Origin of the sequence: Bradyrhizobium tunisiense (genome assembly GCF_042263385.1) — a bacterium.
In the GTDB taxonomy this organism is placed as follows: Bacteria; Pseudomonadota; Alphaproteobacteria; order Rhizobiales; family Xanthobacteraceae; genus Bradyrhizobium; species Bradyrhizobium tunisiense.
Window position 1 is genome coordinate 212,632 of record NZ_JBHLEV010000008.1, and the last position, 25,066, is coordinate 237,697.

At 65.0% G+C, this 25,066-nt stretch carries 27 protein-coding genes; 14 read left to right on the forward strand and 13 right to left on the reverse strand.

Annotation, left to right across the window (positions count from 1 at the left end):
- Positions 1-6: 6 nt before the first annotated feature.
- On the forward strand, positions 7-1,737 hold the full coding sequence (locus ACFDR6_RS28965; protein WP_375860336.1) for a methyl-accepting chemotaxis protein: 1,731 nt from the start codon (positions 7-9) through the stop codon (positions 1,735-1,737).
- Between the two features lie 68 nt (positions 1,738-1,805).
- Here ACFDR6_RS28965 and ACFDR6_RS28970 read toward each other — a convergent pair whose 3' ends face one another.
- Positions 1,806-2,465 carry a peroxiredoxin gene (locus tag ACFDR6_RS28970; RefSeq protein WP_212092146.1) on the reverse strand — a complete coding sequence of 220 codons (660 nt, stop codon included), beginning with the start codon at positions 2,463-2,465 and terminating at the stop codon, positions 1,806-1,808.
- Positions 2,466-2,858: 393 nt separating this feature from the next.
- On the opposite strand from ACFDR6_RS28970, the gene ACFDR6_RS28975 reads away from it, so the two are divergent.
- Positions 2,859-3,431 carry a hypothetical protein gene (locus ACFDR6_RS28975; RefSeq protein ID WP_375860337.1) on the forward strand — a complete coding sequence of 191 codons (573 nt, stop codon included), beginning with the start codon at positions 2,859-2,861 and terminating at the stop codon, positions 3,429-3,431.
- A gap of 970 nt (positions 3,432-4,401) precedes the next feature.
- On the opposite strand, the gene ACFDR6_RS28980 is transcribed toward ACFDR6_RS28975, so the two are convergent.
- From ACFDR6_RS28980 to ACFDR6_RS28995, 4 genes are read right to left on the reverse strand one after another with little or no spacing between them, the layout of a single operon-like run.
- Entirely contained in the window at positions 4,402-4,719 is a 318-nt protein-coding gene (locus tag ACFDR6_RS28980) for a response regulator transcription factor (RefSeq protein ID WP_212092817.1), read from the reverse strand.
- A 51-nt stretch (positions 4,720-4,770) separates the two neighbouring features.
- Positions 4,771-5,994 carry an ABC transporter permease gene (locus ACFDR6_RS28985; RefSeq protein WP_212092818.1) on the reverse strand — a complete coding sequence of 408 codons (1,224 nt, stop codon included), beginning with the start codon at positions 5,992-5,994 and terminating at the stop codon, positions 4,771-4,773.
- Positions 5,991-6,716 carry an ABC transporter ATP-binding protein gene (locus tag ACFDR6_RS28990; RefSeq protein WP_212092819.1) on the reverse strand — a complete coding sequence of 242 codons (726 nt, stop codon included), beginning with the start codon at positions 6,714-6,716 and terminating at the stop codon, positions 5,991-5,993. The genes ACFDR6_RS28985 and ACFDR6_RS28990 overlap by 4 nt, the downstream gene beginning before the upstream one ends.
- A complete protein-coding gene (locus ACFDR6_RS28995; protein WP_375860338.1) occupies positions 6,713-8,143 on the reverse strand; it encodes an efflux RND transporter periplasmic adaptor subunit in 1,431 nt (476 codons plus the stop codon). The genes ACFDR6_RS28990 and ACFDR6_RS28995 overlap by 4 nt, the downstream gene beginning before the upstream one ends.
- A 599-nt stretch (positions 8,144-8,742) precedes the next feature.
- Here ACFDR6_RS28995 and ACFDR6_RS29000 point away from each other — a divergent pair.
- The 7 genes from ACFDR6_RS29000 to ACFDR6_RS29030 all read left to right on the forward strand — a co-directional run bounded on the left by ACFDR6_RS29000 (position 8,743) and on the right by ACFDR6_RS29030 (position 12,336).
- Positions 8,743-9,390, forward strand: coding sequence for a response regulator transcription factor (locus ACFDR6_RS29000; protein ID WP_317243670.1), 648 nt, complete (start codon positions 8,743-8,745; stop codon positions 9,388-9,390).
- A 179-nt stretch (positions 9,391-9,569) separates the two neighbouring features.
- The gene (locus tag ACFDR6_RS29005; protein WP_212092822.1) at positions 9,570-9,971 is read left to right on the forward strand and encodes a curlin subunit CsgB; all 402 of its coding nucleotides are present in this window, start codon (positions 9,570-9,572) and stop codon (positions 9,969-9,971) included.
- A gap of 121 nt (positions 9,972-10,092) precedes the next feature.
- Complete coding sequence (locus ACFDR6_RS29010) at positions 10,093-10,485, forward strand: curlin (protein ID WP_375860339.1); 393 nt, start codon at positions 10,093-10,095, stop codon at positions 10,483-10,485.
- Between the two features lie 26 nt (positions 10,486-10,511).
- Positions 10,512-10,922, forward strand: coding sequence for a curlin (locus ACFDR6_RS29015; RefSeq protein ID WP_375860340.1), 411 nt, complete (start codon positions 10,512-10,514; stop codon positions 10,920-10,922).
- Positions 10,923-10,967: 45 nt separating this feature from the next.
- Positions 10,968-11,429 (forward strand): curlin, encoded by a 462-nt coding sequence (locus tag ACFDR6_RS29020; protein WP_375860341.1) that lies wholly within the window; start codon positions 10,968-10,970, stop codon positions 11,427-11,429.
- A 12-nt stretch (positions 11,430-11,441) separates the two neighbouring features.
- Positions 11,442-11,720, forward strand: coding sequence for a hypothetical protein (locus tag ACFDR6_RS29025; RefSeq protein WP_212092825.1), 279 nt, complete (start codon positions 11,442-11,444; stop codon positions 11,718-11,720).
- Between the two features lie 175 nt (positions 11,721-11,895).
- A complete protein-coding gene (locus ACFDR6_RS29030; protein ID WP_212092826.1) occupies positions 11,896-12,336 on the forward strand; it encodes a hypothetical protein in 441 nt (146 codons plus the stop codon).
- Between the two features lie 6 nt (positions 12,337-12,342).
- On the opposite strand, the gene ACFDR6_RS29035 is transcribed toward ACFDR6_RS29030, so the two are convergent.
- The gene (locus ACFDR6_RS29035) at positions 12,343-13,185 is read right to left on the reverse strand and encodes a GNAT family N-acetyltransferase (RefSeq protein ID WP_375860342.1); all 843 of its coding nucleotides are present in this window, start codon (positions 13,183-13,185) and stop codon (positions 12,343-12,345) included.
- Positions 13,186-13,301: 116 nt separating this feature from the next.
- Between ACFDR6_RS29035 and ACFDR6_RS29040 the strand changes: the two genes are divergently transcribed.
- A complete protein-coding gene (locus ACFDR6_RS29040; RefSeq protein ID WP_375860343.1) occupies positions 13,302-14,006 on the forward strand; it encodes an SDR family oxidoreductase in 705 nt (234 codons plus the stop codon).
- Positions 14,007-14,275: 269 nt separating this feature from the next.
- Positions 14,276-15,100: an outer membrane protein gene (locus ACFDR6_RS29045; protein WP_375860344.1), complete on the forward strand. Its 825-nt coding sequence runs from the start codon at positions 14,276-14,278 to the stop codon at positions 15,098-15,100.
- A gap of 60 nt (positions 15,101-15,160) precedes the next feature.
- On the opposite strand, the gene ACFDR6_RS29050 is transcribed toward ACFDR6_RS29045, so the two are convergent.
- A complete protein-coding gene (locus ACFDR6_RS29050) occupies positions 15,161-16,222 on the reverse strand; it encodes a serine hydrolase (RefSeq protein ID WP_375860345.1) in 1,062 nt (353 codons plus the stop codon).
- A gap of 283 nt (positions 16,223-16,505) precedes the next feature.
- Here ACFDR6_RS29050 and ACFDR6_RS29055 point away from each other — a divergent pair, with 283 nt between their 5' ends.
- A complete protein-coding gene (locus ACFDR6_RS29055; protein ID WP_317243676.1) occupies positions 16,506-16,895 on the forward strand; it encodes an ArsR/SmtB family transcription factor in 390 nt (129 codons plus the stop codon).
- Positions 16,895-17,386 carry an SRPBCC family protein gene (locus tag ACFDR6_RS29060; protein ID WP_212092832.1) on the forward strand — a complete coding sequence of 164 codons (492 nt, stop codon included), beginning with the start codon at positions 16,895-16,897 and terminating at the stop codon, positions 17,384-17,386. The genes ACFDR6_RS29055 and ACFDR6_RS29060 overlap by 1 nt, the downstream gene beginning before the upstream one ends.
- A 49-nt stretch (positions 17,387-17,435) precedes the next feature.
- Here ACFDR6_RS29060 and ACFDR6_RS29065 read toward each other — a convergent pair whose 3' ends face one another.
- From ACFDR6_RS29065 to ACFDR6_RS29080, 4 genes are read right to left on the reverse strand one after another with little or no spacing between them, the layout of a single operon-like run.
- Positions 17,436-18,659, reverse strand: a complete 1,224-nt coding sequence (locus tag ACFDR6_RS29065) for an ABC transporter substrate-binding protein (protein ID WP_375860346.1) — start codon at positions 18,657-18,659, stop codon at positions 17,436-17,438.
- Positions 18,660-18,678: 19 nt separating this feature from the next.
- On the reverse strand, positions 18,679-19,659 hold the full coding sequence (locus ACFDR6_RS29070; protein ID WP_375860347.1) for a Bug family tripartite tricarboxylate transporter substrate binding protein: 981 nt from the start codon (positions 19,657-19,659) through the stop codon (positions 18,679-18,681).
- Positions 19,660-19,713: 54 nt separating this feature from the next.
- A complete protein-coding gene (locus tag ACFDR6_RS29075; protein ID WP_212092835.1) occupies positions 19,714-20,910 on the reverse strand; it encodes a CaiB/BaiF CoA transferase family protein in 1,197 nt (398 codons plus the stop codon).
- A gap of 1 nt (position 20,911) precedes the next feature.
- Positions 20,912-21,796 carry an IclR family transcriptional regulator gene (locus ACFDR6_RS29080; protein ID WP_375860348.1) on the reverse strand — a complete coding sequence of 295 codons (885 nt, stop codon included), beginning with the start codon at positions 21,794-21,796 and terminating at the stop codon, positions 20,912-20,914.
- 211 nt (positions 21,797-22,007) lie between these two features.
- Here ACFDR6_RS29080 and ACFDR6_RS29085 point away from each other — a divergent pair, with 211 nt between their 5' ends.
- Positions 22,008-22,850: a hypothetical protein gene (locus ACFDR6_RS29085; protein ID WP_212092837.1), complete on the forward strand. Its 843-nt coding sequence runs from the start codon at positions 22,008-22,010 to the stop codon at positions 22,848-22,850.
- A gap of 101 nt (positions 22,851-22,951) precedes the next feature.
- On the opposite strand, the gene ACFDR6_RS29090 is transcribed toward ACFDR6_RS29085, so the two are convergent.
- On the reverse strand, positions 22,952-24,163 hold the full coding sequence (locus ACFDR6_RS29090; RefSeq protein WP_375860349.1) for an ABC transporter substrate-binding protein: 1,212 nt from the start codon (positions 24,161-24,163) through the stop codon (positions 22,952-22,954).
- A 42-nt stretch (positions 24,164-24,205) separates the two neighbouring features.
- Entirely contained in the window at positions 24,206-25,057 is an 852-nt protein-coding gene (locus ACFDR6_RS29095) for a fumarylacetoacetate hydrolase family protein (protein ID WP_375860350.1), read from the reverse strand.
- Positions 25,058-25,066 lie beyond the last annotated feature (9 nt).

Sequence of the window (25,066 nt, forward strand, 5' to 3'; positions counted from 1 at the left end):
CCAATCATGTCCAATCTTCTAACGGCGAAGTTCCTGCCGCAGTTCAAGCTCGGTACCAAGGCGGTCCTCTGTGCCGTGCTGCTGATCGCCGTGAACACGGCGCTCGTGGTCGGCGCCGGCTATTGGTCGCTGACATCCGCCTTCAATGATCGCGCATTGCGCGACATCGAGGTCAATCTGCGCACGCTGGCGCTGGCCTTTACCGAGATCGTTCCGGACGCCAAGGTCACAATGAGGGATGGCGCGGTGGTGCGCGCCGAGATCCCCAAAATGCCCGACCTCAAGGACCACGCCATCGTCGATCGGGCCGTGTCCTATGTCGGCGGCAATGCGACCCTGTTCGTGTTCGACGACGCGAGCGGGCAGTTCGTGCGACGCTCGACCAACGTGAAGAAGGAAAATGGCGATCGCGCCGTCGGCACCCAGCTTGCCGCCGACCATCCCGGGCAGGCGCCGCTGCGCCGGGGCGAGGCCTATAAGGGGCCGGCCACGCTGTTCGGCAAGTCGTTCATGACCGCCTACTTCCCGGTCGCGGACGCGGCCGGCAAGGTCGTCGGCATTCTCTATGTCGGCATTCCCATGATCCAGTACGAGAGCATGCTGGCCCACGCCATCGAGAGCATGGCAGTGGCCGCCGGGCTCGCCGCATTGCTGGTTCTTGTCCTGACGATGCTGGTCGTCCGCCGCGTCACCCGGCCGCTGATCTCGGTCACGCGCTCGCTCACCGCGCTTGCCAACGGCCAGAGCGACGTCGAGATCGAATGCGAGGATCGCGCCGACGAGATCGGCGAGATCGCCCGCACGGTCGCGGTATTCAAGAGCAATTCGCTGGAGCGGGCGCGCATGCGCAGCGAGCAGGCGGCAGCCACAGCTGCGGCGGCCGAGCAGCGCAAATCCGACCTGCGCAACTTCGTCGAGGAGTTCCGCGGCAGCGTCGGCGGCGTCCTCGACAAGGTGCTCACCTCGTCCGGCGAGTTCGAGCGCGCGGCGCGGCAACTCACCGACGTCGCACGCTCCACCGCCGATCTGTCGGCTCAGTCCGCCGGCGCTTCCGAAAATGCCTCCGAGCACGTGCGTTCGGCAGCGTCAGCCTCGGACGAGCTGTCTCAATCGATCTCCGAGATCGCCCGGCGGGTCCAGGAATCGAACGCGATTTCCGCGGAGGCGGTGCAGCAGGCCGAGGCGACCGACCAGCGCATCGCGCAGCTTTCCGAGGCGGGCGCGCGCATTGGCGACGTCGTCAAGCTGATCACCTCGATCGCCGAGCAGACCAACCTGCTGGCGCTGAACGCCACCATCGAGGCCGCGCGCGCGGGCGATGCCGGTCGCGGCTTCGCGGTGGTGGCCCAGGAGGTCAAGACGCTGGCCGGCCAGACGGCCAAGGCGACCGACGAGATTTCGAACCAGATCGAGAGCATGCAGCTCGCGACCGAGGAATCGGTCGCCGCCATCAAGGCGATCAGCCAGACCATCGAGCGCATCAGCGGGATCGCAGGCTCGATCTCGGCTGCGGTCGAGCAGCAGAAGAGCGCGACCCACAACATCGTGGCCAGCGTTCGTGCCGCGGTGTCCGGCACCGCCGATGTCGCCGTCAATGTCCGTCACGCGGCCAAGGGCGCCAGCGAGACCGGCGAGACCTCGAGCCGGATGTTCGTCTCCGCACAGGCGCTCTCGGGCGAGAGCCTGCATCTCAAGGCTGAGGTCGACAGGTTCATCGACCGCGTGCGCGCGGCGTAAGTTGTCACCGTCATTCCGGGTTCGGTCCTGCGGACCGCCCCGGAATGACCGTTCGTTGTTATTCGTTGTTATTTGGGCTGCGGCACGATGCGAATGTAGGGTTTCGGTTCCTTCCAACCCTGCGGATAGATCGTCTTGGCCTCGTCATTGGAGACCGAGCCCGCGATGATGACGTCGTCGCCCTGCGACCAGTCGGCCGGGGTCGCGACGCGATGCTTGGCGGTGAGTTGGAGCGAGTCGATGACGCGCAGGATCTCCTGGAAGTTCCGCCCCGTCGTCATCGGGTAGACCAGCACCAGCTTGATCTTCTTGTCCGGCCCGATGACGAAGACGTTGCGGACGGTCTGGTTGTCGGCGGCGGTGCGGGTGAGGGGATCGCCCGAGATCGCGGCCGGCAGCATGCCGTAGAGCTTCGAGACGTTGTAATCGGTGTCGCCGATCATCGGATAGTTGGGAGCCGCGCCTTGCGTCTCCTTGATGTCCTCCGACCACTTGGCATGGCGGTCGACCGGATCGACCGACAGGCCCATCAGCTTGACGCCGCGCTTGTCGAACTCCGGCTTCAATTTGGCGAGCGCGCCGAGCTCGGTCGTGCAAACCGGCGTGAAGTCCTTGGGGTGCGAGAACAGCAGTGCCCAGCTGTTGCCGATCCAGTCGTGGAACTTGATCTTCCCTTCGGTGGTCTCGGCTTCGAAGTCGGGTGCGGTGGTGCCGATCGGAAGTGTCATGGTTCTACCTCATCGCATTGAATTTACTAGGAAATTCAGTTCTGGCCGTCATCCTCAGTATAGAGGTCTTGCAAAGCCAAGTGAACGCCCGCTGAACCGGTTCAAGTAAAATGTGAATTCCTTCCTTGAAGAGCCGATTTCCTAGCAACTTTTTGTTACAGCCGCACCTGCGGCGAAACATCTCCACCCGGGGTCACACGGTCTCGCTCGCCCCGATTAAGCCTTTTATGACTTTCATCACACTCGCCCCGGCGCTCCCAGAACCAAAGCGGTCCTGACAGCGACCAATTGGCAACCATCTCGAAAAGTCGCGATCACCGTATCGAATCGTTAACCACCCCTTTACGCCGGCATGAAAATGCTGGTCGATCAGAAGAAGTCTGGAAGTGAACTATGTCTGCCGCTGCGCCTAAGTCTGTCCAATCGCCGTCCCTGGAACCGTCCTGCCGCGATACCGCGGCCCATGCGCTGAGCATCGTGCGCGACGGCGTGATCACGGGCGAAGGCCCGACCACCAAGGGAAGGGTGCACTTCTCCCGCTCGCTCGATGCCGATGACACCGCCTGGTGCACGCGCATCCTGACCGCAACCGCCGTCAACGACCAGCCCGTCAGCCGCACCGAGGCTGAAATGCTGTTCGAGATCAACGAGGCCGCGACCGAGCGCACCGATGGCGGCCGCTTCGACGATTTGCTCGCCAAGGCCGTTGCCCATTATGCGGCAAGCGCCTCGGGCCTGAAGGTGCCGCCGCGCAGCGTCGCGTTGTCGGCCGATACCGACATCGAGAGCTGGGCGCCGTCCTATGCCTCCAAGGTCAACAGCGAGATGCTGGAGTGGATCGCCGGCCAGATGCGCGGCAAGCGCCACAACAACCGTCGCCTGATGGCGATGGTGGCGACCTTCCTGGGCGCCACCGCGCTGCCTCTGGCGGGCCAGTTGCCGAACGTGTTCGACATCGGCATGTAACAACCGAGATCCTCTTGCGTCCCGTGCGGGGCGCGAGCGAAAGCGGCGGGGTTATTCCCCGCCGTTTTTTTGTTTGCGGGCGTCCGGCTCGAGCCCGAGCGTGCGGCCCGGAAGCCGGCGGCGTCGTTTGGCGCGCCGCTCGAAGTCAGCCATCCAAAATCTCCGTACTGGCATCCTGAGGTGCGATGCGTGCGATGCGGATGCATCGCGTGCGGAGCCGCGGGGGATGAGCGGCTGCCGAGTCGGGGCAGCGGGGGGCGTCGCCCTTCGAGGGCGCTGAAGAAGCGGCTGCCTCAGGGTGACGGTCCGAGATGATGCATGCTGCAGCATTCGATAAACGCTTTTGACGTACAGACACACCTTCGCATCCTCGCGGCGCATCTCGCCCGAGTTTTGCTCGTCGCCTTGCCCTCGATTGAAAGAGGGCGCAGGGAAGGCCGGGAGCCGGTTGGCTCCCGTGGACGGCCATGCCAAGAGCAGACTGCGTGTGCTTCATGCATAGCGGGAAACAGGGCAACCGGAGCATCCCGGCCTTCCCTGCGCAGTGGTTGGAACGGCTTATGTCGTGCTTTCCCCGGGGAGCGTTGCACTATTGCCCCCGTCGCCTTGCGGATGACTGACGCGTGCGTCCGGTTGGACGACACACCTCACCACAAGCCTTGACGCACAGACCCCGGGCGCCAGGACCACACGATTTTGCCGTACGCTGGAATCACACCGGTCGTGTGCGCGACGCTCTCGCTCACGGTTGCCCGCCCTGCGAAGCTCTTCGCGCCGATGTGACCTGCGTCCACCGCCGCCCGGCCCGCGTTCGTGACGATCGCGATACGCCCCTCTTCCTTGGGCCGGGTTGCCGCAACACATGCGCCCTTTCCGAATTTCGGTAAAGTGGAATATTTTCGGCGGCGCGGATTGACCCAGCGCTCGCGTGTTTTGCCCGACGGGCAACGCAAGGGGTTGTGTCCGGCGTTCAATCCGGCGCGGTTTGCACCGGTGGACTTGGAGCAGGCGTCGGCGCGGGCTTTGGCGCCGTCGGACGGCGGTCGGCCCTGGCAAGATCGCGTCGCAGCGACAATGGCGCTGCGTGCAGGGCAAACGCGATCGCGATCTGCGTTCGGTTCGAGAGCCGGTATTTGCGCATGATGTTGCCGATATGCGCCCGCACCGTGTTCTCCGAGATCTTGAGCTCGTAGGCGATGTTCTTGTTCTGCAGCCCCCGCGCGATCAGCATCATCAGCTCACGCTCGCGCGGTGTCGGGGTAATCGAATCCTTCGGATCCGGGCTCATGATGGGCTCCTCCCTGGTCTTCGGGCCGAATTCGCCGCGTCCGCCATCATCTCACTCCGTTTTGAGCGCCTCGATCGGGCTGAGCTTGGATGCTTTGTGGGCGGGATAGAAACCGAAGACGATTCCGGTGGCGATCGAGAAGGCGAGGGCGAGGCCGATCGCCTGGCCGTCAATCGAGGTGACCCAACCCGCCATGCGGGCGACCGTCATCGAGAGCGTGACGCCGCCGGCGACGCCGATGGCGCCGCCGAGCAGGCAGAGCACGAGGGCCTCGCAGAGAAATTGGAGCCGGATGTCCCGCATCCGCCCGCCCAGCGCGCGGCGGATGCCGATCTCCCTCGTGCGCTCGGTGACCGACACGATCATGACATTCATGATGCTGATGCCGCCGACGAGCAGCGAGACCGAGGCGATGGCGACGAGCAGCAGCGCGACAGTGCGGATCGCGCCCTGCTGCGCTTCCATCGCGGCGGCCGGATCCTGGACCTTGAAGTCGTCCTCCTGGCCGGCGGGGATGCGGTGGCGCTGCCGCAGCAGGTTCTCGATCTCCGATCGCGCCCCCGCCATCTGTCCGTCGCCGGTCACCTTGGCGATGATATAGGCAACTGAATCCCGATTGATGTTGCTGGCGCTGCCGAGGAAGCGCAGCTTGGCGGTGGCGAGCGGAACGAAAGCGACGTCGTCCTGCGCCGGTCCCTTGCGATCGAGCACGCCGACCACTTCGAGCGGCACCTTCATGATCCGGATCTGCGCGCCGATCGGGTCGTCGCCGGGCGCGAACAGCTCGCGTGCGACCGTGCTGCCGAGGATCACGACCTTGCCCGCACCTGCCTCCTCGGGGCCGGAAAAATATCGCCCGCTCGCAAGCTGCCAGTCGCGCACCATGAAATGTCCCGTCGTCGTGCCGTTGATCGTCGTGTTCCAGTTCTTGCCCTCGTGGATGACCTGCGCCGTCCCGGCGATCGAGCCGGCCGCGGCCTGGATTTCCGGAATCTGCTCGAGGATGGCCTGTACGTCACTCTCGGTCATCGTCAGCTTGCTGCCGTCCTTGAGACGCACGCCGCCCTGATAGACCGCGCCCGGGGTGATCATCAGCACGTTGGCGCCGATCGCGCGGATCTGCTCCTGCAGGCGAAGCTGCGCGCCGGCTCCGATCGCAAACACCGTCACGATGGAGGCGACGCCGATCACGATGCCTAGCATGGTGAGGAAGCTGCGCAGCGGATTGAGGCGCAAGGCGTGCAGGGCGATCTGGAAGCCCTGGAGCATGGTCATGACAGCGCACTCCGTTTCGGCAGGATCGGGACCAGGGTCTCGTCACTGACGAGCTCGCCGTCATGCAGGCGGATCGTGCGGCGGCACCGCGTCGCGATGCCGGGATCATGCGTGATCATCACGATGGTCTGACCGGTCCGGTTGAGCGCGGCGAACAGGGCCAGGATCTCGGCGCCGGTGCGGCTGTCGAGCGCGCCGGTCGGCTCGTCGGCGAGCACGATCAGCGGGGAGGCGATCAACGCGCGCGCAATCGCGACGCGCTGCTGCTCGCCGCCGGAGAGCTGCCGCGGGAAGTGATGGGCCCGGTGCAGCATGCCGACGGCCTGAAGGCTCGCTTCCGCGCGCGCCAGACGTTCCTTGCGAGCGATGCCGCAATAGACCAGCGGCAGCGCGACGTTCTCGATCGCGTTGTGGCGGGCGAGCAGATTGTAGGACTGGAACACGAAGCCGATGCTGCGGGCACGCAAGGACGACCGGCGATCTTCCGACAGAGCGGCGACGTCGGCTCCCTCCAGATAGACGGCGCCCTCGTTCGGCAGGTCGAGCAGCCCGATCATGTTCATCAATGTCGATTTGCCGGAGCCGGACGGTCCCATCACGGCGACGATCTCGCCTTGCGCGATCTCGAAACTGACATTGCGCACCGCGGTGACCGCGACCCCGTCGGTGCGATAGGTCCTGCTGACCGACTGCAGGCTGATGAGCGGCGGGGAGGCGGTCATGATCCGAACCTGATTCCGAGAAATTCAAAGCCCGCCGGCCGGATCGCCTGGCCGACGGCGACCTGGCTGCCCTCGTCGAGATCTCCGCTCTTGAGTGCGACTTGTTCGACGCCGGCCGCGCCGACCGTCACGGCAATGCGCTGGAGCGCGCCGCTTGCGGTGCGCACCCACACCCCGCTGCGCGTGCTGGCCGGGTCCGGGCGCGTGCCGGAAGGCTGGAAGCGCAGTGCGGCGAGCGGCACCTTCAGAACGTCTTCCTGGCGCTCGATCACGATCTTCACCAGCGCGGTCATTCCGGGGAGCAGCGCGCCGTCCAAATTGGAGGTCGCCAGGACCACGGTGTAGGTGACGACGTGCTGCTGGTTCTGCGGCGCCTTGCGCACCTGCCGCACCACTGCTTCGAAGCGGCGGTCCGGATAGGCGTCCACGGTGAAATGCGCGCGCTGGCCGGGGGCGATGCGGCCGATATCGGCTTCGTCGACCTGTGCGTGGATCTCCATGTCTTCCAGGCGATGCGCCACCACGAAGGTGGTGCGCGATTCCAATCCGACCGCGAGCGTCTGGCCCTCGTTGACAAACCTGCCGACGACGACGCCGTCGATCGGCGAGCGGATCACGGTGCGGTCGAGATCGGCCTGGGCCGCGGCGAGAACGGCCGCTTTCTCCGGCACGGCCATGCGTGCCTGCTGCAGCTCCGCCTCGATCCGGCGGACGTCGGCCTGTGCCCCCTCCACCGAAAAGGAGTTGAGGGACATCAGGACCTCGGCTTCGCGCTCCTGAGCGAGGCGTGCGGTGAACTCCGTCTGCGCGTCGTCGACCGCCGTCGTCGCCACGACGTTCTGCGACTGGAGCGCCAGCTTGCGCTGCAGGGTCTTCTGCGCCGAGCTCTTGACCGCCTGCGCGCTCTCGAGCTTGGCAACGAGCACGTCCCGGCTGCCCCTGGCATTTTGCAGGTCGATCCTCGCGCGATCGAGCTTGGCCCTGGCGATGTCGACCAGGGAATTGGCAACGGCGAGGGAGGCCCTGGCCTCGTCGACCTTGGCCGCAAAGCTGCGCGGATCGATCAAGGCGAGCGGCTGATCCTTGGTCACGGTGTCATTGAAGTCGACATAGACTCGGGCTAGCTGCCCGGACAATTGGGAACCGACCTCAATCGTCTTCACCGGCTGCAGGGCGCCGGTGACGGTGACGGTCTGCTCGATGCTGCCGCGCTGGATCGAGGCATAGCGGAACATGGGTGCATCCGACCCGAAGGTCGGTGCTTCGCGGCGGCCGGGCACGAGCAGCCGCTTGGTCTCGTCGTAGGCGTGAGCCGCCTTGTCTGCCGCGCTCCCGGCAGCGCCGGTGATGACGGCCGGCCCCGCGGCGTAGATCGCGGCGAGACCGCATGCAGTTCCTAGCAAGGCAATCGCTGGCACAAATCGCATATCAAAACCCGCCACGTTCAAATGATTTCGTTGTCGGCAGGAAAAAGTGGCAACTCGCTATGGTTGTAAATCATCTAAAAGTAGTATCGATCGTCAGTATGTCGCGCTTGCGGGGGCGACGGTCGGGTGCGCATCGTCATCCAGAAGTAAAGTCTGCGGGGTGAGACGTTTCGTGATTTGCCGACAATGCATATGCATCGTATCGATACGAAGCGCGCGGTATCGAACTCGATAAGCTGACTGAACGCCTCGTATGATCCGGTCGATACGGCCGGTGGCCGGCGTTCACGCCGGCACGTGGTTGTAAATGCCATGACGCAGTTGGCGATGCTGCGGCCAAGATACCGGACTGTCGTATTCGCGATAGCGCGCTTCGCCATGATGCCGCCTGTGGCGCGTCGAAATCCCCGCGATCACGAAGCCCAATGTGTGAACGCCTTCACTCGCCTCCGGCGAGCGTTGGCCCTAAGACGTCGAACCGGCGGACGGACGCCGATCGTTCGATTCCCGCGAGTTGATCCAAGCACCTTGTCTTCGCTTGCAAGAAGAATGGACGGCGTTTTGCCGGTCCATCGAGCCCAAGCCGGGAGTTTGTTGAAATGAATTCAGGCCAGGCCACCGTCTATGTCGTCGACGACGAAATCCAGATTCGAAATGCGATTGGAAGCCTCTGCGAGGAGACCGGCCACCAGGTGAAGTTGTTCGCCTCGACGGACGAGTTTCTCGCGGAGGATATTTCGCCCGGACCTTCGTGCCTCGTGCTCGATGTCCGCTTCCCCGGCACGTCGCCGACCGGCCTCGAGCTTCAACGCCGGCTCGCCGAGACGGGTGTGTCGATCCCGATCGTCTTCATCAGCGGCCATTCCGACGTCCGCGTCTCGGTCGAAGCCATGAAGCGCGGTGCGGTCGAGTTTCTGCCGAAACCGTTTCGCGAGCAGGAGATCCTCGATGCCATCAGGCATGGCATCGAGCGCGATCGCAGGCGGCTGGAGCGCGAAGACAGCGTGCGTGAAGCGCGCCAGCGCGTCGACACGCTGACGGTGCGGGAGCGCGAGATCATGCTGCTGATGGCCGAAGGGCTGGTCGCCAAGCAGATCGCGGCGCGGCTTGGCGTGAGCGAGGTGACGGCGAAGGTTCATCGCGCCAGGATGATGCGAAAGCTCGAGTTGCGCACGCCGATCGAAGTGGTGCGGCTGATCGACAGCATGGGGCGCGAGGCGCAGAGGACGTGCACAGGCATGGGATAGAATCTGCTCTTGCGCTTCCATGTGCCGACATTTCGCGCAGGCGTCTAGTCCGTATCGATTAGCATGAACTGCAGTCTGTCGCGCAGGCCACGGTCGGTTCACAGTATCCCTACGATGTCGGCCTCTTCCAAGACGGCATCCGTACTCAGTCAGACAACTTGGCCAGAAAGGGATACTCCATGCGCAAATTGTTTTTTGCTTCCGTTGCATTGTTCGCCCTGTCCTCCGCGGCGCAGGCCGCCAACACCTCGACCACGGTGCAAGTCGGCGTCGCGAACGGTTCGTCCGTCACGCAGAACGGCCTCACCAACTCCACTTCGTCGACCAGCCAGCTCGGCCTCGTGAACAGTGCGAGCACGATGCAGGGCACCAGCGCGGCCTCGCTCAACAACGGCAGCACGGTGACCCAGATCGGCGTGCAGAACTCGGCGACCACCGGGCAGGTGGCGTTCGGCAACAACGGCAGCTCGATCACCCAGGACTCGTTCGGGCCTGCCGCGCTGCAGAACAACGCCGCCGGCGTCGGCCAGCTCAGCGTGTTCGGCACCAACGGCAGCACCGTCACGCAGACGGCGCACTGACCCACGCAACCGTTTGGCCGGACGCATCGAGTTGCGGTGCGTCCGGACCATTCCCGAATGCACCGCAATCCGGGCGGCCGATCAATTGCGATGGCCCGCTTATTCTCGCGGAGGAAACGACATGCGGATCACCTATTTTATTGCCACGGTTGCAGCGTTCGGTGCGCTGACGGCCGCCGATGCACAAGCCGGCAACAGCGCCAGCGTGCTGCAATTCGGAACCACCAACACTTCGTTCATTTCGCAGAGCGGGTCGACCAGCAACAGCGCCACGACGATGCAGTTCGGCGCGACCAATAGTGCGACCACCTTGCAGACGGGCTCGCTCCTGACCGTCAACAATTCGGTGATCGGGCAGGGCGGCACCACCGCGACTGCGTCCAACACCGCGCTGGCCGGCCAGGTCGGCGGCTCCAATTCGAGCCTGATCGGCCAGATCGGCGCGAACAACACGGCCGGCGTCGGACAGCTCGGTATCCTGAACGGCTCCACGATCATCCAGCAGGCTCCGTGAGTCGATCCGAAGTGACGAGGCATGTCATGAAATATCATTCGGGATGCGCGGGCGCCGTCATGCTCGCTCTGTGCTCGATCGGTGCCGGCTCGGCCGGCGCCCAGACCGCCGACATCAAGACCATCGTCTCGGTCGGCGGGCCGCCCGTCGTGCTGAACCAGAACAGTCAGCTCAACATGGCGGGCGTGTTCATGATCGGCGGCAGCACCAGCGCGACCGTGACGCAGAACGGCACCAACAATGCCACGGGCGTTCTGCAATTCGGCGGGACCAATTCCGCAGCGATCGGGCAGGCCGGAGCGAACAATTTGGCCTTCGTCGGTCAGACCGGCCAGTCGGCGACCAGCCTGATATCCCAGCTCGGCACGATGAATGCGGGCACGGTGGCGCAGTTCGGCGCGGTCAACGCGTCGACGATCGTCCAGACCAATCCCTGATACGCAGGCGGTCTCGCCGGCGTCGACAACAAACGGGGCAGTGCGATGCGATACGGCAAGCGGGTCCTGAGACGGGTCTTCGCCCTGGCGGCATTGGTCGCCGCCATCGGCATGGCAACGCAGGCGTGTGCCGGCTCGGTCCAGCGCAGCGTGACGAGAGGGAATGTCAGCATCGAAACGGTCGTGCAGTTCGGCGACAACGTTCAGCCCGTGACGATCGAAGAGAACAGCCGCATCAACATCGCGCGGGTGATCCAGATCGGCGAGACCGGAACGGTGGACGCGACCATCATCCAGAACGGCACGCGCAATTATGCCAATGTGATCCAGGTGGGCGGCACCACCAATGCGGTGATCGGTCAGTCCGGCGTGAGCAACACCGCCGAGATCACCCAGATCGGCAATTCCACCAACGCGCTCCTGCTCCAGATCGGAGACATGAACACGGGAGCCGTGAGGCAGTTCGGGCGATTCAACTGGCTGGCGGTCTTTCAGTTCAGCCGATGATGGAGGTGTGACATGAGATTGCTCCTGCTCGCATCCGGAATAGGACTCATGGGCGTGGTTGCGGCGGCGCCGGCGGGCGCCGGCGACGGCCACACGACGGTGGTCCAGGACGAGAACGGCACGTCGGTGATCACGCAGAGTGGCGATCCGGCACAAGCCGAGGTCAAGATCGAGAAGGAACCCGGGCGCACGACGGTCTATCGCCGCAGCGGCGGCAACACCGCGATCGTGACGCAGGGCACCGGAACGGCGCAGGACATGCTCGACTGGCTGCGCAAGCAGGGCCGTTGATGCACGAAAGCCCACCGTCGCAGCCGGGGATTCCGGGCGTCTTGCCGCAGCGGTTCCGCGGTTAATCCCGTGCCTTAACCAATAATTAATTATACGTTTGCGGGTGGGCGACGGCCCGGCCTAGCGTAGCTGCGGGGAGCCGCTATCGCTTAAGCCAAACGAGTTGGTGCGTATCATGACGTATAAAATGCATGGGGCCTTGCTCGCCTCGCTCAGCGCAGCCGCGCTGCTCCTTCCCGCCAATGACGGTTTTGCCGGACCCGGCGCACAGCAGGGCCTGGCGGCTGCGCCGTCCGGCGCCATGGCGCGCGCGCCGATCGGACCAGGCGCGCGGTTTCACCGGCGCAGCAACCCCTGGGTCTACTGGCCCGGCGGCGGCGGGTACTTCAATGGCGGTGCCGCCTACAGCCAGCCGTTCGGCGAGACAGCTCATTCGTTCTCCGGCGACGTGCGCTACACCTATTCCTATGACGTTCCCTGGGACTGGACGCATCGCTTCCCGCCGAATGTCGTGCCGTCCGACCGGCCCTATGTGCCGAGCTGCCCGACGGAGCAGGTGACGGTTCCCGGCCGCGGCGGCAGCGAGCACACCGTCAACATCATGCGCTGCTATTGAGCGACGCTAGCCGAGCTCAAAGCTGGTCACGCCGAAGACGCGGTCGATGCGCAGAGGCGCGATCGGCCCCGTGTACATCCGCGCGGTCTCGAACACCGGCTTGAGGCCGAGCGCCTCCGCAAGCGCGATGGCCTCGGGACTGACGGCGGGGACATCAAGGAACACTTCGCCAATATTTGCGCTCGCAAACAGGGCCTGGACGATCGCCTCCGCCGCCGCGCGGTCGTCGGCGACCAGCGGGCCGATCTTGTGACCGGTCCGGCACGGCCGGATCACGCCCCATGCGGCGAGCTTGCCGTCGCGCACCAGTGCGCGGCCGAGATGGCCCGGTGTGTTGATCCAGGCCCGCAGGAAGGCGCTGCGCCGGGCCGGGAAGACACTGGCGTCGTCGGCTTCCACATTTGCAAACGGGATTTTGTCGAGCGCAACGACATCGGCGGGCGGCCTGAAGGGCGCGGCGGCGATGCCGCCATAGCGGATATTGGCGTAAGCGAGCTGGAAACCGGATTTCCTGTAATTGTCCTGCTGTGCCACGACACCGTCGAGCCCGATCACGCGCGCGCCCGCATGCGCGATCGCCGCGTTCCAGATGCGCAGGCCGTGGCCAGAGCCGCGCAGATCTGCGCGCACCATGTAGAAGCCGAGGAAGGCGAAGCGGTCGTCGTAATTGACGCAGGAGATTGTCGCCACCGGCTCGCCATCGATCTCGCCGACGAAGAAGCCTTGCGCGTCGGGAGCCGCGAAGCAGGCGGCATCGGAGAGGCCGGGATTCCAGCCCTCGGCCGCGGCCCAGTCGATGGCGATGGAGATCTCCTCGGGGGTTAAGTTGCGGATCTGCAAATCACTCATCTCGCTTTGCTCATGAGGTGTGTCCTCTGGCCATGGACCTGCCGACAGGTCTGGCGGTAGAAGGCCTCATGATAGGCCGAGCCTGCGGCTCGCCTCAACTCGAGGGATGATCGGTCATGGCAGCAGAGAAGGTTGCGCTCGTTACCGCCGGCGGCAGCGGCATGGGGGCAGGCGCTGCGCGGCGGCTGGCCGCGGACGGGTTTCGCGTCGCGATCCTGTCGTCCTCCGGCAAGGGCGAGGCGCTGGCCGCCGAGCTCGGCGGGCTCGGCGTCACCGGCTCCAACAGGGAGAACGACGATTTGAAGCGTCTCGTCGATGGCGCCATGGCGAAGTGGGGACGGATCGACGTGCTCGTCAACAGCGCCGGGCACGGGCCGCGCGCGCCGATCACCGAGATCACCGACGAGCAGTGGCATGCCGGCCTCGACACATATCTGCTGAACGCGATCCGCCCGACGCGGCTGGTGACGCCGATCATGCAGGCGCAAAAGGGTGGCGCCATCATCAACATCTCCACCGCCTGGGCCTTCGAGCCCAGCGCGATGTTCCCGACCTCGGCGGTGTTCCGCGCAGGCCTTGCCGCCTTCACCAAGATCTTCACCGACACCCATGCGGCCGACAACATCCGCATGAACAACGTTCTGCCGGGCTGGATCGACAGCCTGCCGCAGACTGACGCGCGCCGCGACAGCGTGCCGATGAAGCGCTACGGCAAGGTCGAGGAGATCGCGGCGACGATCTCGTTCCTGGCCTCCGCGGGTGCGGCCTACATCACCGGCCAGAACATCCGCGTCGACGGCGGGCTGACGCGCTCGGTCTGAGGCAGAGTCGAATCGGGTTCAGGGATCCTGTCGTTGTGCGACGCGGGTGTGTGCTGCGCGCCGCGGGTGGCGGCTTGACGCGTGGCCCGCCGGCCACAGTTGGCATCCGTTCGCACGATCCGAAGCTCACACTACGTCACAGTCCTAGTGAACTTCGCCGCAGCCCAAGACGAGCAGCCGCACACGCCCTATCCCCTCTCTGCGACGGTTGCCTGGTACAGGCGCGCATTCGGAACGCGAGGTTGATCGCGTGGGGCAAGGAGATTGATATGAACAAGTTTTTGCTGGCGATCGCTTCGGTTGTCCTGGGGACCGCATCCGTTCAGGCGGCCGACCTCGCGGCGCGTTACACCAAGGCGCCGGTGATGGCGGCGGCCTATAACTGGACCGGCTTTTACGTCGGCGGCAATGTCGGCGGGCAGTGGGGCAGTGCGAACCCCGCCACCACCACGCTGTTTCCGGTGGCTGCCTATTTCGCGGATTCGAGCGTGACCGCCATCGGGTCGGTCGGCGCCCAGCACATCAACAGCTCCAGCGTGACCGGCGGCTTCACCGCCGGCTACAATTGGCAGGTCAACAACGCCGTGCTCGGCCTCGAAGGCGACATCAACTATTTCGGCTTCAAGGGCAGCGCGAGCAGCACGGCCGTGTATCCCTGCTGCGCGCCCAGCACCTTCACCATCAATTCGTCGGCCTCGGCCGATTGGCTCGCCACCATTCGCGGCCGCATCGGCTTCCTGGCGACACCGAGCTGGCTGATCTACGCCACCGGCGGCGCCGCCATCGCCGAAGTGAAGGGCAATTTCAGCTTCACCGACACCTTTGCAGGCGCGACCGAGTCCGGAGCGATCCGCGACACCCGCGTCGGCTGGACGGCAGGCCTCGGCGGTGAATACGCCGTCGGCAACGGCTGGTCGTTGAAGGCCGAATATCTCTACGTCGATCTCGGTCGCAGCAGCATGACCAGCAACAATCTGAACGTCGGTGTGGCGCTGCCGGCCCAGACCTTCACCCATTCTGTCGATCTCAAGTCGAACATCGTGCGCGTCGGCGTGAACTACAAGTTCGGCGGACCGGTCGTCGCCAGATACTGAGCATCCCGTTCCGACTCTGGTGTGGAAAGCCCCGGTTCGCCGGGGCTTTTTGTTGCGGCGTCAGCCAGCGTGCGATGCCACCAGACGCGCCAGCGCGGGCAGGATCTTGTAGCGGGCGATCTCGTGCGGATACTCGCCGCGATTGGCGAGCAGGACGATGGCGATCCGCCGCGCCGGCACCAGTCCGATATAGCCCGAGGCGTTGTTGAGGCCGCCCGGCTTGTCGACGATCGTGGCGTCAGGGAGATGCACGGTCTCCCAGGCCATGGCCTGTCCGAACTTTTCGTCGATGCGGAAGGACTCACGCTGCGTCATCCGCAGCGTCTCGCGCAAATGCGGATCAATCGCGCGGCCATCGATGCAAGCCGTTGCGAAAGTGGCAAGATCCCGGGCGGACGAGAACATCTGGCCCGTGCCGGCAAAGTCGAAATAGCTCTGCTGGCTGCCGATCGGGCCGATCGCCACGCCCTGGTCGGAATAGCCCTGGACCACGCGCTGCATCCAGGTCTCGTCCATGACAGCGCGATTGTCTGCGCCGCGTTCCGGGAGGAAGGTGGCCTCCATGGCGAGGGGACGGAGAATGCGGTGCTGGATCAGCGTGCGGATCGGCTTGCCGGTGCAACGTTCGAGCACGAGCTGAAGCACCACGTAGCCGGCATGGGTGTAGATGCGCTGCCGGCCGGGCGCGACGCCGGACGCCGGCGCGAAGGCGTTCAGCATGGCCATGAACTGCTCGCGCGTGTACTGCTCGTTCGGCCAGGGCGGATGGTCGGTTGGCAACAACAGCCCCGAGGTATGCGTGACAAGCTGGCCGACGGTCACGTTGCGGATATAGCTGCCGTCCAGCTCGGGCAGGTATTTCGGCAAGCGGTCGTCGAGCCGCAGCTCGCCGCGCAGCACGCCGAGCGCGACAAGAGCCGCCTCGAACGGTTTTCTCAAGGAGGCGAGATTGAACAGCGTGTCCGGCGTCACCGGCCGCCGCGTGACATCGTCGGCAAGACCATAGGTGAAGAACTCGACATGGCGCCCGGCATAGAGGGCGGCGGCGAGGCCGCCCGCATGGTCCGGCGTCGCGGTCGGCGCCAGCTCGTGCGCGACGATGTCGCGCATCTGCGCGATCATGTCGGAATCCGCCGAGGCACGGCGGGGCCAGGCGAGGGCGAGGGGAACGAGCGCCGCCCGGGAGAGCGCACGCCGGGTGAGGTGCGATGAAGTGACAACGGCTGGCACGACTCTGACGCATGCAGGATGCGCCCCCAAAGCCTTCTTAGCGTGAAGAGGGCGGGCGTCCCAATTCACGATTGCGCGTTGTCGGGTTCCGCCTGGTGGGAGACGCGGCAAAATAACTTAGCCGTTCAGCTAACAATTATTGACGTCGGATCCTGGCGGCTCTATAGTTAGCTTCATGGCTAACCAATTATCCCCCCTCGATCAGGTCTTCTCCGCGCTCGCCGATCCGACGCGGCGGGCGATCGTGATGCGGCTATGTGACGGCGAGGCGTCGGTCGGCGAGCTCGCCGATCCCTTCGACATGGCGTTGCCGAGCTTCATGAAGCACATCCACGTGCTGGAGACGAGCGGGCTCATTCTGTCGGAGAAGTCCGGGCGCGTGCGCACCTGCCGGCTCAGCCCGGATGCGCTCCTCGGCGCCGAGGATTGGTTCCAGCGGCAGCGCGCGATCTGGGAGGCGCGGCTCGACCGGTTCGAAGCCTATGTGATGAAGCTCAAGAAAGAGAAGGAGAGGGCGGCCGCCAAGCGGCCGTCCCGAGCAACCAGGAAGAAAGGTTCTGAGTGATGACGAATTCTGCCAATCCCGCTCTGTCGCAATGGTCCCTCGACCGCGAGATCGTGATGTCCCGCGTGATCGACGCGCCGCGCGATCTGGTGTTCGAGGCCTGGTCCGACCCGAAGCATCTGCCGCAATGGTTCGGGCCGAAGGGTTTCAAGGTCGAGACCTTCGAGATCGACGTGCGGGTCGGCGGCGTCTGGCGCTTCAACATGATCGGCCCCGACGGCACGGTCTATCCGAACCGCATGCGCTTCCGCCGCATCGAGCGGCCGTCGCTGATGGAGATGGATCACGGCCTCGACCAGGACGATGACCCCGGCATGTTCCGCTTCACCGTCACCTTTGCCGAGCAGAGCAATGGCAAGACCGTGCTGATGATGCGTCAGCTGGCCTCGAGCTCCGAGCAGCGCGACGGCATGATCGGCTTCGGCGCCGTCGAATACGGCTACCAGACGCTGGACAAGCTTGCAGCCTATGTGGCGGGCATGAAGCGTTGAGGACAATGCGGTCCCGGCTGAGGACAAGCCGGGACCGCATTCGCGCGCCTCACTCCCTGGCCTCGTCTGTCACGATGTCGCCGAGTTTCTGCCAGCGCTGGCCGTCGAACTGGACCATCTGGAACTGCTTGTTGACGCGATAATCGGTCGGCGACGTCGAGACCGAGATGCCCGGCAGCGTCAGGTCGAGTTCGACATTCCTGAGGTTGGCCGCCTGCCGCATCACGTTGTCGCGGGTGAGGTCGTCGCCGCATTGCTTCAGCACCTGAATGAGCAACTGCGCGGTGATATAGCCGTAGACGTTCAGGTTCGAATCCTTGTCGCCCTCGGGATAGTACTTGGCCATGAAGGCGAGGTAGCGCTTCATGCCGGGATCGTCCTTCCATTCGGGATCGGCGGCATCCTTGACGTAACCGACGCTGACGACGCCCTTGGAATTATCCAGGCCCGCCGGCTTCAGCACGGCGCTGAGCGAGGAGGCGTTGATGTCGATGATGTGCAGCGGCTTCCAGCCGATCTCCGCGACCTTCTTGATCGCCTGGGCCGCCTGTTTAGGGGTCGTGGCGCTGAACAGCACGTCGGCACCGGCATCCCTGAGCCGCAGGATCTGCGAGTCGATCGTCGGTTCGGTGATCTCGTAGGACGTCTCGGCCACGACCATATTCGCGGCCTTCTCGCCGAGGCCGGCCTTGAGGCCGGCGAGATAATCCTTGCCGAGGTCGTCGTTCTGGTAGAGCACGCCAATTTTCGCGTTGGGGCGGTTCTTCAGCAGGTACTGCGCGTAGATGCGGCCCTCCACGAAGTATGAGGGATTGAAGCCCATGGTCCAGGGAAAGTTCTTGGGATCGGTGAAGCGCGCCGCTCCGGTCGCGGCAAACAGCTGCGGGATCTTCTTGGCGTTGAGATATTTCTGAACGGCGACGTTCGGCGCGGTGCCGATGATCTGGAAAGTCAGCAGCACCTCGTCGCTCTCGACCAGCCTGCGGGTCTGCTCCACGGTTTTCGGCGGCGAGTAGGCATCGTCATACTGGATCAATTCGACCTTGCGGCCGTTCACCCCACCCTGATCGTTGATCATCTTCATATAGGCGGCCTGAGTCTTGCCGATCACGGCGTAGGCCGAGGCCGGGCCGCTGAGCGGCACGGTCTGACCGACTTTGATCGCGGTGTCGGAAGCGCCGGGATCGTATTTCTTCTGCGCCTGCGCCGCGGCGCTCGACAGCCCGAGAAGCAGGGCGAAGGCCGCGATGTGTTTGAGAATGACGCTTGTCATGTCCGGTCCCTCCCGATTGCTATTCGCCCTTGAGACCGGCGTCGCGGATCAGCTTGGTCCATTTCTGCGTCTCGGCGTCGATGAACCGGCCGAACTCGGCCGCATTGCCGGCGCGCACTTCGAGGCCCTGAGCGGTCAGCTTGTCCTTGATCGCAGGTTCTGCCAGCGCGCGCAGAACTTCGGCCTGGAGCTTGTCGACGATCGCGCGCGGCGTCGTCGAGGGCGCCATGAAGCCGTACCAGCCGGCAGCAGCAACGTTGGGAAAGCCCTGCTCGCGCAAGGTTGGCGCCTGCGGATAGAGTGCGCTGCGCTCGGGCGAGGCGACGCCGAGCACGATGAACTTGCCGCTCTGGATATAGGGCAGGGCAGTCGGCAGCGCCGTCAGCGTGGCATCGACGCGGCCGGCGAGCAGCTCGGTGTAGGAGGCGGCATCGCCGCGGAAGGGGATGTTGAGACCCTTGACACCGGCGTCGCGAAACAGGAGCTCGCCGGCAAGGTGCGGCTGTGAGCCGGCGCCGGGCGAGGCGAAGGTCAGCCCATCGGGTTTTGACTTGCCATAGGCGATCAGCTCGGGAAGCGTCTTGAACGGAGCGTCGGCGCTGATGATGAGAAACAGCGGCGCAACCACGACCATGGCCACCGGCTGCAGATCCTTGCGGTCATAGGTCAGCTTGCCGAACAGCGCCTCGGCGGTGGCGTAGGGAGCCGCGACGTAGAGAATGGTGTAGCCGTCGCCCGGCGCATGCGCGACCATGTCATTGGCGATGCGGGTGCCGGCACCCGGCTTGTTCTCGACGATGAATTGCTGACGCAGGCTGCGGCCGAACTCTTCGGCGAGCAGGCGCAGCGAGATGTCGTTGGAGCCGCCGGGCCCGTAGGGCGAGATCAGCCGCACCATCCGCGAGGGCCAGGCATCCTCGGCCTGTGCCGTCAGGCCGGGGCCGGCGACCAGGCTGCCTGCGATGGTGCCCAGCAGGGCTCGGCGTGTGAGCGATGTCACTGTCTTCTTCCTCCCCTTTTTATTGTTGGGTTCTTGTTGGTCTTGCCGCGACGTTCAGATCACCTTTCGCTGGGTGAGCCGTTCGATCTCGTCCTCCGAAAGGCCGAGCCAGTCGCAATAGACTTCGCGATTGTCCTGCCCGATGTCGCCGGCTGCGTGACGCATTCGCGTGGGATCGACGGTGAAGCGCGGAACGACGTTGGTCATGGCGACCGTGCCGAAATCGCGGTCAGGGACGCGCGTGATGACTTCGCGCGCCTTCATTTGCGGGTCGTCCGCGATCTGGTCGATCGAATAGATCGGGGCGAGCGTTCCCTGCGCGGCGTTGAATCTCGCGAGCACCTCGTCGAGGGGATGCGCGGCGCACCAGCCGGCGAAGATGTCGTTGAGCTCGGCGGCATGCTTGACGCGCCGGTCGTTGGTGGCGAAGCGCGGATCGTCGATCAGGTCGGGCCGCTCGATCGCCCGGCAGTTCGCCGCAAAGAGGGCGTTGGTCGAACCCGCCAGCGTCACCCAGTGATCGTCGCTGGTGCGAAACACGGCGGCCGGCGCCGAATAGCCGTTGGCGTTGCCGATCCGGCTGCGGACGGCGCCGAGCTGATCGTGCTCGATGGCGAGGACGTCGAGCAGGCGGAAGGTGGCTTCGGTCAGCGAAAGATCGATCTCCTCGCCGGGCGCATCGGGGTCGTGCGCCCGTTTCCAGAGCGCCGCGAGCACGCCGACGGCACCGAACAGACCGCCGATAGAATCCCCGATCGGGTATCCCGGATGGGTCGGCTCGCCGTCGCTCTCCCCCGTGATATAGGTGAGCCCGCCCATGGCCTCGAAGATGCGGGCAAAGCCAGGCCGCTCGCGATAAGGGCCATCCTGCCCGAAGGCGGTGGCGCGCAGGATCACGAGGCGCGGCTGGATCGACCACAGCACCTCCTTCGACAGGCCCCATCGATCGAGCGTCCCCGGACGGAAATTCTCGATCAGCACGTCGAAGCGGGAAACGAGCTGCTTGAACAGCGCAAGACCGTCCGGTGTGCGCAGATCGAGCGTGGCAAACTTCTTGTTGCGGTTGGCCGCCTTCCACCACAGCGGCTTGCCGTCCTTGAACGGCGGAAACGCCCGCACGCCGTCGCCATGCCCGGGCATTTCGATCTTGAGCACCTCGGCGCCGTAGTCGGCCAGCAGGGTTGCGGCAAAGGGCGCTGCGATGATCGTCGCGATGTCGAGAACCTTCAGTCCCTCGAGCGGTCCAGCCATGTCACGTCCCGGCGCTTGTGATTTTCTTGGTTTTGCGCGGCGGCGTGAGCTCTGCCTGCCCGACGATGGCGCGGATGCTGTCGGCGAGCGCCGCGATGCGCGGTCCGATCTCGCCCTCGAGCTGCCCCGGCTGCAACCGGAACGCGGGGATGCCGCAATTGATCGAGAACGACTGCTTCGATTCGCCGGCGTGAAACAACGGCGCGGCGACGGCATGGATCGAGGCCATGTATTCGCCCCAGCAGGTGCAGAAGCCGCGGCTTTTGCATTGCGTGATTCCGGCGCGATACTTGTCGCGAAAAGCCGACCACAGCTCGGTGTCTTCCGAGGCGATGTTCCGTTCGAGCCGCTCCGCGTCGGCCGGCGGCAGGGTCGCCGCCGCGGCGCGTCCCATCGCGGTCATCACCACGGGAATCGGCATGCCGATGTCGGGCGCGTGCGGCCCGACATCACCGGAGCGCGCGGTCTCGACATAGATCATCGAGGTGGCGTCGAGCAGGCCGATCGAAACCGTGCCGCGGACGCTGAGCGCGAGCTCCTGCATCATCGGCCGCGCCATTTGGCGGAATTGCATCCCGGCAAGCAGGGGATGCGCGATCCGCAGCGCCCGCGCACCGACGCGGTACTTGGCGCGTTCGGCGTCGTAGCGGAGGTAGCCGAGTTCGGCCAGCGTGTGGGTCAGCCGCGCGACCGTCGGCCGCGGAATTCCGGTGAGCGTCGACAGCTCCATGTTGCCCAGCAGCGTGCTGCCGGCCCTGAACGCCTCGAGCACGACGAGCCCCTTCGCCAGCGTCGTCGCGAAGGCGGCGTCGTCGACACTCTCCGCCAGCACTGCGGCGGCGGAGGAGAGCGGATGTCGAGGTTTGGCGGAATCTGTCCGAGGCATTCCTAACTATCGGACGAACGAATGTGGGATGTCCAATTAATTCGCCGATGCGGCAAAAGATGTCCGCTATGTGGACGGTACGGTTGCGCCGGGGTTTCGCTGAAGCGCGCGCTCGACCCACCAAACACACAGATTTTTGTCGTGATTGCATGCCCTCCTGTGACAGGATTATTACGTCGGCATGTCAGATCGATAATTCTTGGAGCAGTTCATGTTGCAGTGGCAGCAGCGGTCGAATCCCCTCGCGTGGTGGTGGGGATCCCTCACGCTTGTGAGCGGCGCCAACATCCTCGTCTGGTTCATGCTGTACCGCGAGTTCTACCCCACGCCTTCGGGCAGCCTCGGTGGCGGCTCGGACATCGGGCTAATGTTCCTGTTGTGCGCCGGTTATGTGTTCGGCTGCGCGTTTCGCTCGGTCCTGCCGCGCGCCGACGTGCAGCGCATCTGCCTGTTCGACACCTGGCTGTCGAGCGTCGTCGTCGGACGAACGGTCGCGACCGTGGCCGAGCTCTGCTTCGTCGCGCAATGGGCCATCATCCTGCATCAGCTCGGCAAGATGACCGGTGCGGAGACCGCGGTGAACATCGCGCTCGTGATCGTGCCGATCATCATCATCGCGGAGTGCTTCTCCTGGTACGCGGTGGTGACGACCAACTTCCTCTACAACGCGATCGAGAACTCGCTCTGGGCGGTGACCTTCTTCCTGGCCGGCATCGCGCTGTGCCGCCTGATGCCGGAATTCCAGGGCCCCGTGCGCTGGGCGCTGATGTCCGGCATCGTCGGCATTGCCTGCTTCCTGGCCTTCCTCATCACCGTCGACGTGCCGATGTATTTCAGCCGCTGGCGGGCAGGGCACGCCGAGGGCAACAGGTTTCTCGGCTTCCTCGAAGGCCTGCACGATGTCTCGACGCGCTGGGTGGTGACCCACGACATCGCGCATTGGAAGGGCGAGCTGACCTGGATGTTCCTGTATTTCAGCGCCGCCGTGTGGTCGAGCCTCGCGCTCTGCGCGCTCTACGCGATGGAAGGCTATCTGGCGCGCTATCTGGCCTGAGGGCTGGAGCACCATTCCGATGGAATCGGAGCCGTGCTCGGGATTCACGGTTTGACGCGTGTTCCTGACGCGAAATTGCGGGCACTTCGCTTGAATCCGCTCTACTTGCCCACCAGGCTGCACTTGCTGCGGTCGAGCGGACGGAAGGCCTGATCGGGCGGGATGGTCGCGACCAGCTTGACGAAATCCCACGGCCCCCGCGACTCCTGGGGCGTCTTGACCTGAACCAAATAGAGATCGTGCACCATGCGCTGGTCTTCGCGGATGCGGCCGTTGGGCGTGTACGCATCCGACACGGGGGTCGCCTTCATCTTGGCCATTACGGTCCCGCTGTCGTCGGAATCTGTGTCCTTGATCGCCTGCAGATAGTGGCGCACGGCGGAATAGACACCGGCCTGGATCTGCGACGGCATCGCCTTCCGCCGCGCATAGAAGGCGTCGGAGAACTTCCGGGCTGCCGGCGAGACGTCCTCGAAGAACGAGGTGAGGATGAGGTCGCCCCTGGTTGCCTTCAGCCCGACCGCTTCAATGTCGACGTTCTGAAACGACATCGGCACGATCTTGATACCCTGATCGGCGAGACCGAATTCCTCGGCCTGCTTGATCGCGGTGGCGTTGTCTCCGGCCACGTTGATGGCGAGGATCTTCGCGCCCGAGGACTGGGCCTGCAGCAGGAACGAGCTGAAATCGGGCGTGCCGAGCTGCGCCTTGACGCCGCCGGCGACCTTGCCGCCGAGCTCGCCGATGCGGGCTCGTGCCGTCGCCTCGATCGAATGGCCGAAGGCATAGTCGCCGGTGATGAAGAACCACGGCTCCTTGCTGGTCTGCATGATGCCCGAGACCACGGCGGTCGCGGTGGAATAGGCGTCCTGGGTCCATTGCACGCTGGTCGGCGCACAGGCCTCATCGGTGAGCTGATTGGCGCCGGCGCCGGAGACGAGGAAGATTTTTCCGTTGCCGCGGACGAGCTCCTGCACCGCGAGGGCGGCGCCGGAGCTGCCGCCGTCGGCGATTGCCTGGACGCCGTCGCTGAACCATTTGCGGGCCAGCGATGCCGCAAGATCCGGCTTGTTCTGGTGATCGGCCTGCAGGATCTCGATCGGCTTGCCGTTGATCTTGCCGCCAAACTCCTCCGCGGCCATCCGCGCCGCCTCGACCGAGCCCGGCCCCATGGCGGTGGCGAACACGCCGTTCATGTCGGTGAGCACGCCGATGCGGATCAAGTCGCTTTTGATCTCGGCGCGCGCAGGCGGTCCTGCGAGCGCCAGCGTGACCAGCAGGATGGTGGCGGACGTCGTGCGGATGTTGGCCATGGCGTTTCCCGGTTTGTCGTTCTTGATTGTGCGAAGACGTGGTCAGGCCGGTTCGGCGATGACCGTGTTGCGCAAGGTTCCGATGCCGGAGATCTCGACCTCGACGGTGTCGCCCGGGCGCATCCACAGTGGCGGAGTGCGCTTGGCGCCGACCCCGCCCGGCGTGCCCGTCACGACGACGTCGCCGGGGACCAGCGGGCAGATCGTGGAGATGTAGGCGATCAACTCGGGGATGGCGGTGATCAGGAGGTCGGTCGTGGTGTCCTGCACGACGGCGCCGTTCAGGCGCGTCTGCAAGGCGAGCTTTGACGGATCTGGAATTTCGTCCGTCGTCACCAGCCACGGGCCGAAGCTCCCGCTTTCGGCAAAGGTCTTGCCGGACAGGAACTGGCTGGTGTGCCGCTGCCAGTCGCGGATGCTGCCTTCATTGTAGCAGGAATAGCCGGCGATGTGGTCGAGCGCGCGGCTCGCCGGGATGTGCCGGCCTTGCTTGCCGATGACCAGCGCGAGCTCGCCCTCATAGTCGAAATCGTCGCTCACCCTGGGCTTCACGATCGGCTGGAGATGGCCGACCTGGCTGCAGGGAAAGCGCACGAACAGCGCCGGCTTCTCGGTGACGGTGCGGCCGGTTTCAGCCACGTGGTCCCGATAGTTGAGGCCGACGCAGATGATCTTGCCGGGATCGGGGATCACGGGGGCGAAGCTGATCTTGTCGAGGGGATGATCGGGCGCGGCGGATGCGACCAGCTTCGTCGCCTCGGCGACGCGACCGGCTTCGAGCAACTGCCGCAGCGTGGTGCAGGGCGCCATGCGCGCGCCGAGATCGACGACGCCGTTGTCCTTGACGGCGCCGAAGGAGGCGCGGCCGTCGGCGATGAAAGAAAGCAGCTTCATGAGATATCC

Excerpts from the sequence above, each read along its gene's own strand:
- ACFDR6_RS28975 (WP_375860337.1), top strand. The coding sequence starts at position 2,859 with ATGTCTGCCGCTGCGCCTAAGTCTGTCCAATCGCCGTCCCTGGAACCG.
- ACFDR6_RS29015 (WP_375860340.1), top strand. The coding sequence starts at position 10,512 with ATGAAATATCATTCGGGATGCGCGGGCGCCGTCATGCTCGCTCTGTGC.
- ACFDR6_RS28980 (WP_212092817.1), bottom strand. The coding sequence starts at position 4,719 with ATGAGCCCGGATCCGAAGGATTCGATTACCCCGACACCGCGCGAGCGT.
- ACFDR6_RS29040 (WP_375860343.1), top strand. The coding sequence starts at position 13,302 with ATGGCAGCAGAGAAGGTTGCGCTCGTTACCGCCGGCGGCAGCGGCATG.
- ACFDR6_RS29010 (WP_375860339.1), top strand. The coding sequence starts at position 10,093 with ATGCGGATCACCTATTTTATTGCCACGGTTGCAGCGTTCGGTGCGCTG.
- ACFDR6_RS28990 (WP_212092819.1), bottom strand. The coding sequence starts at position 6,716 with ATGACCGCCTCCCCGCCGCTCATCAGCCTGCAGTCGGTCAGCAGGACC.
- ACFDR6_RS29065 (WP_375860346.1), bottom strand. The coding sequence starts at position 18,659 with ATGACAAGCGTCATTCTCAAACACATCGCGGCCTTCGCCCTGCTTCTC.
- ACFDR6_RS29000 (WP_317243670.1), top strand. The coding sequence starts at position 8,743 with ATGAATTCAGGCCAGGCCACCGTCTATGTCGTCGACGACGAAATCCAG.
- ACFDR6_RS29030 (WP_212092826.1), top strand. The coding sequence starts at position 11,896 with ATGACGTATAAAATGCATGGGGCCTTGCTCGCCTCGCTCAGCGCAGCC.
- ACFDR6_RS29050 (WP_375860345.1), bottom strand. The coding sequence starts at position 16,222 with ATGATCGCGCAGATGCGCGACATCGTCGCGCACGAGCTGGCGCCGACC.
- ACFDR6_RS28970 (WP_212092146.1), bottom strand. The coding sequence starts at position 2,465 with ATGACACTTCCGATCGGCACCACCGCACCCGACTTCGAAGCCGAGACC.
- ACFDR6_RS28965 (WP_375860336.1), top strand. The coding sequence starts at position 7 with ATGTCCAATCTTCTAACGGCGAAGTTCCTGCCGCAGTTCAAGCTCGGT.
- ACFDR6_RS29035 (WP_375860342.1), bottom strand. The coding sequence starts at position 13,185 with ATGAGTGATTTGCAGATCCGCAACTTAACCCCCGAGGAGATCTCCATC.
- ACFDR6_RS29090 (WP_375860349.1), bottom strand. The coding sequence starts at position 24,163 with ATGGCCAACATCCGCACGACGTCCGCCACCATCCTGCTGGTCACGCTG.
- ACFDR6_RS29045 (WP_375860344.1), top strand. The coding sequence starts at position 14,276 with ATGAACAAGTTTTTGCTGGCGATCGCTTCGGTTGTCCTGGGGACCGCA.
- ACFDR6_RS29095 (WP_375860350.1), bottom strand. The coding sequence starts at position 25,057 with ATGAAGCTGCTTTCTTTCATCGCCGACGGCCGCGCCTCCTTCGGCGCC.
- ACFDR6_RS28985 (WP_212092818.1), bottom strand. The coding sequence starts at position 5,994 with ATGACCATGCTCCAGGGCTTCCAGATCGCCCTGCACGCCTTGCGCCTC.
- ACFDR6_RS29060 (WP_212092832.1), top strand. The coding sequence starts at position 16,895 with ATGACGAATTCTGCCAATCCCGCTCTGTCGCAATGGTCCCTCGACCGC.
- ACFDR6_RS29085 (WP_212092837.1), top strand. The coding sequence starts at position 22,008 with ATGTTGCAGTGGCAGCAGCGGTCGAATCCCCTCGCGTGGTGGTGGGGA.
- ACFDR6_RS29055 (WP_317243676.1), top strand. The coding sequence starts at position 16,506 with ATGGCTAACCAATTATCCCCCCTCGATCAGGTCTTCTCCGCGCTCGCC.
- ACFDR6_RS29075 (WP_212092835.1), bottom strand. The coding sequence starts at position 20,910 with ATGGCTGGACCGCTCGAGGGACTGAAGGTTCTCGACATCGCGACGATC.
- ACFDR6_RS29005 (WP_212092822.1), top strand. The coding sequence starts at position 9,570 with ATGCGCAAATTGTTTTTTGCTTCCGTTGCATTGTTCGCCCTGTCCTCC.
- ACFDR6_RS28995 (WP_375860338.1), bottom strand. The coding sequence starts at position 8,143 with ATGCGATTTGTGCCAGCGATTGCCTTGCTAGGAACTGCATGCGGTCTC.
- ACFDR6_RS29025 (WP_212092825.1), top strand. The coding sequence starts at position 11,442 with ATGAGATTGCTCCTGCTCGCATCCGGAATAGGACTCATGGGCGTGGTT.
- ACFDR6_RS29080 (WP_375860348.1), bottom strand. The coding sequence starts at position 21,796 with ATGCCTCGGACAGATTCCGCCAAACCTCGACATCCGCTCTCCTCCGCC.
- ACFDR6_RS29020 (WP_375860341.1), top strand. The coding sequence starts at position 10,968 with ATGCGATACGGCAAGCGGGTCCTGAGACGGGTCTTCGCCCTGGCGGCA.